The organism is Streptomyces sp. MBT53, from assembly GCF_016654115.1.
Lineage (GTDB): Bacteria > Actinomycetota > Actinomycetes > Streptomycetales > Streptomycetaceae > Streptomyces.
Genome location: NZ_JAEQAZ010000365.1, coordinates 1 through 3,872 on the forward strand (window position 1 = coordinate 1; position 3,872 = coordinate 3,872).

Here is a 3,872-nt window from a genome sequence, read left to right on the forward strand (position 1 = left end):
AGGTCGATCAGCCAGGCCCGCTGCGGGCCTGGCTGATCGACCTGGGCATACGCCCGGAGAAGCCGGTACGCCTCGTCTGAGGTCGCGGTCCGCCACCCCTCACACGCTTCACGCGTATCGGAACCCCGAGCTCCACTTTTGGTCAATTCGCAACGACCAGTGACAGAGTGAGTGCTTAATGTGATGTGCTGGGGCCGATCCCGTACGCCGTCCGGTGCCTGGCAAAGGCTTGCGGCATACGACAGTTGGGCGAAGAACGACCACGGGGGCACGAGGGAGGGGAGCGACATGGGGTCGGAGCAGATCCGCCGCTGGGAGTCGGGAGCGCTGGCGCACGCCGTGACGGACCCCTTCGGACAGGGCCCCGTCCCCTGGCTCCGCGGCAGCGAGACCTACTTCGACGACACCGGTCACGTGGTCCCCTGGTACGTGGACCCGGCCCCCGCCCAGCCCCCGGCGCACGCACCCGGCAGGAACACCTCCGGCAGGAACACCCCCAAGGTCCCCGCCCCGCGCGCCTCCGCGTCCGGCGGCGGCCCGCGCTCCGCCGACGACGTGCGCCGCCAGATCAAGGGGTTCACCAACGCGAGCGCGGTCGCCCCCGGCGAGGCCCTCGACTTCCACGTCACCGTCGACCCGCCCCAGGAGTTCGGCGTCGACATCTACCGCATCGGCCACTACGGCGGTGACGGCGCCGCCAAGATCACCACCAGCCCCCGCCTCTCCGGCATCGTCCAGCCCCCGCCGCTCACCGCCGACCGCACGGTCTCCTGCCATCACTGGTGGCTGTCCTGGCGGCTGCAGATCCCGAGCTACTGGAGCATCGGCGCCTACGTGGCCGTCCTCACCACCGCCGACGGCTACCGCTCCCACATCCCCTTCACGGTCCGCGACAACCACCCCGCCGACCTGCTCCTCCTGCTGCCCGACATCACCTGGCAGGCGTACAACCTCTACCCGGAGGACGGCCACACCGGCGCGAGCCTCTACCACGCGTGGGACGCCGACGGCCGGCTGCTCGGCGAGTCCGAGGCCGCGACGACCGTCTCCTTCGACCGCCCGTACGCGGGCGCGGGCCTGCCCCTGCACGTGGGCCACGCCTACGACTTCATCCGCTGGGCCGAGCGCTACGGCTACGACCTCGCCTACGCCGACGCCCGCGACCTGCACTCGGGCCGCGTGGACCCCACCCGTTACCGGGGGCTGGTCTTCCCGGGCCACGACGAGTACTGGTCGACCCCCATGCGCCGTACCGTCGAACTGGCCCGCGAGCACGGCACGTCCCTCGTCTTCCTCTCCGCCAACACCATGTACTGGCAAGTGGAGTTGGCCCCTTCGCCGTCCGGCGTCCCCGACCGGCTGCTCACCTGCCGCAAGCGCCGCGGCCCCGGCCGCCCGGTGCTGTGGCGCGAAGTCGACCGCCCCGAGCAGCAGTTGGTGGGGATCCAGTACGCGGGCCGGGTCCCCGAGCCGCATCCCCTGATCGTGCGCAACGCCGACCACTGGCTGTGGGAGGCGACCGGCACCGCCGAGGGCGAGGGCATCGAGGGCCTGGTCGCGGGCGAGGCCGACCGGTACTTCCCGCGCACCCAGCTCCCCCCGCACGACGAGCGCATCCTGCTCGCCCACTCCCCGTACACGGACAGCGAGGGCGCCCTCCGCCACCAGGAGACGTCCCTCTACCGGGCGCCCTCCGGCTCCCTCGTCTTCGCCTCCGGCACCTTCGCCTGGTCACCGGCCCTGGACCGCCCCGGCCACGTCGACGCCCGCGTCCAGCGCGCCACCGCCAACCTCCTGGACCGCATCTGCAAGCACGACTGAACCCCGCTCGCGAGGTCACCTCACCCCCTGTCCGGAGGCGGCCTCGCATACGGGACAATCGAGCCAGTTGGAGAGACCCACTGGAGGAACCGTGTCCGGATTCGTAGAAAAGCCCGAGCCGCTCCAGGTCCCGGGCCTGACGCACCTCCACACCGGCAAGGTGCGGGAGCTGTACCAGAACGAGGCGGGCGAGCTCGTGATGGTCGCCAGCGACCGCATGTCCGCGTACGACTGGGTACTGCCCACCGAGATCCCGGACAAGGGCCGTGTCCTCACCCAGCTCTCCCTCTGGTGGTTCGACCAGCTCGCCGACCTGATCCCCAACCACGTCCTCGGCACTGACCTCCCGCCCGGCGCCCCCGCCGACTGGGCCGGCCGCACCCTCGTCTGCAAGTCCCTCCGCATGGTCCCGGTGGAGTGCGTGGCCCGCGGCTACCTCACCGGCTCCGGCCTGCTGGAGTACAACGCGTCCCGCACGGTCTGTGGCCTCGCCCTCCCCGAGGGCCTGGTCGACGGCAGCGAACTTCCGGCCCCGATCTTCACCCCGGCCACGAAGGCCGCCGTAGGGGAGCACGACGAGAACGTGTCGTACGAGGAGGTCGCCCGGCAGGTCGGCGCGGACACCGCCGCGCAGCTGCGGCAGGCGACGCTCGCCGTCTACGGCCGGGCCCGGGACATCGCGCGCGACCGGGGCGTCATCCTCGCGGACACCAAGTTCGAGTTCGGCTTCGAGGGCGAGACGCTGATCGCCGCCGACGAGGTGCTCACCCCGGACTCCTCCCGGTTCTGGCCGGCCGAGGAGTGGGAGCCGGGCCGCGCGCAGCCGTCGTACGACAAGCAGTTCGTGCGCGACTGGCTGACCGGGCCGGAGTCCGGCTGGGACCGCAGGAGCGAGCAGCCTCCGCCGCCGCTGCCGCAGCAGGTCGTGGACGCGACGCGGGCGAAGTACATCGAGGCGTACGAGCGCCTGACGGGCCAGAGCTGGAGCTAGCGGGCAGCGGATACGCAAAAACCCCGGTCCACCCGGACCGGGGTTCTTGTTCGGAGCGGACGACCAGGTTCGAACTGGCGACCTCAACCTTGGCAAGGTTGCGCTCTACCAACTGAGCTACGTCCGCGCTGCGCCGTGGCGCGAGAGCAACTATACCCAACCTCGCTCGCGTGCGAGACGCACTGCCGTATGACGGTTCTCGGCACCGAGTTTCGAGGCGGCCGAGGAGAGATAGTTCCGTACGGTCCCTTGGGACAGCGCGGCCCGTTCGGCGATCTCCGCGACCGGCGCACCGTCGGCGGCGAGTTCCAGAACCTCGGCCTCGCGCGCGGTCAGCGGCGAGTCCCCGGCGGAGATGGCGTCGGCGGCCAACTCCGGGTCGACGTACCGCTGTCCGGCATGCACGGTGCGAATGATCTCCGCGAGCCGCTGCGCACTGACCGTCTTCGGCACGAACCCCCGCACGCCGGCCGCGAGCGCCCGCTTCAGATGGCCCGGCCGACCGTGCCCGGTGACGATCAGAACCTGACAATCAGGCAGTTCGGCCCGCAGAGATGTGGCGACCTTCACACCGTCGGCCCCCGGCATCTGCAGATCCAGCACGGCCACATCGGGCCGGTGCGCCCGCGCCATGGCCAACGCCTCGGGCCCGGTCGCCGCCTCCGCGACCACCAACAGATCGTCCTCAAGCCCGAGCAACGCGGCCAGCGCCCCCCGGATCAGATGCTCATCATCGGCAAGCAGCAGCCGTACGACGTCGACGGTCATGACACGACTCCGGTGACTGGGGTGGCGGCGGGCAGCGGGTGTGCGGTCAGGCGTGTGGTGACTCCGCGCACGGCGGATGGCGGACGGATGTCGCCCCGGCCCGCGGCGGACAGCGGGCCGGCCGTGACTCCGCTCGCGTGCGCTGCCGGCCGCCCGGCGATTCCGCTCACGATGCGGAACCTCCCGCCTCCGCGGGCAGCGGCACCGTCGCCCTCGCCCGGAACCGGTCGCCGTCCACAGCCCTCGCCTCCAGTTGTGGGCGCCGTCGGCCGCCCGGCGATTCCGCTCACGA

At 71.6% G+C, this 3,872-nt stretch carries 3 protein-coding genes and 1 tRNA gene; 2 read left to right on the top strand and 2 right to left on the bottom strand.

Features of this window, described 5'->3' with window-relative positions; all coding sequences use genetic code 11:
* Positions 1-288 precede the first annotated feature (288 nt).
* Together JHN45_RS50915 and JHN45_RS50920 are read left to right on the top strand one after the other, a co-directional pair.
* Complete coding sequence (locus tag JHN45_RS50915) at positions 289-1,821, top strand: N,N-dimethylformamidase beta subunit family domain-containing protein (RefSeq protein ID WP_201056283.1); 1,533 nt, start codon at positions 289-291, stop codon at positions 1,819-1,821.
* A gap of 91 nt (positions 1,822-1,912) precedes the next feature.
* Positions 1,913-2,812, top strand: coding sequence for a phosphoribosylaminoimidazolesuccinocarboxamide synthase (locus JHN45_RS50920; RefSeq protein ID WP_201056284.1), 900 nt, complete (start codon positions 1,913-1,915; stop codon positions 2,810-2,812).
* A gap of 54 nt (positions 2,813-2,866) precedes the next feature.
* Here JHN45_RS50920 and JHN45_RS50925 read toward each other — a convergent pair.
* Both JHN45_RS50925 and JHN45_RS50930 read right to left on the bottom strand, forming a co-directional pair.
* Positions 2,867-2,939 (bottom strand) — tRNA-Gly (locus JHN45_RS50925).
* A 23-nt stretch (positions 2,940-2,962) separates the two neighbouring features.
* Positions 2,963-3,580 (bottom strand): response regulator transcription factor, encoded by a 618-nt coding sequence (locus JHN45_RS50930; protein WP_200717646.1) that lies wholly within the window; start codon positions 3,578-3,580, stop codon positions 2,963-2,965.
* Positions 3,581-3,872 lie beyond the last annotated feature (292 nt).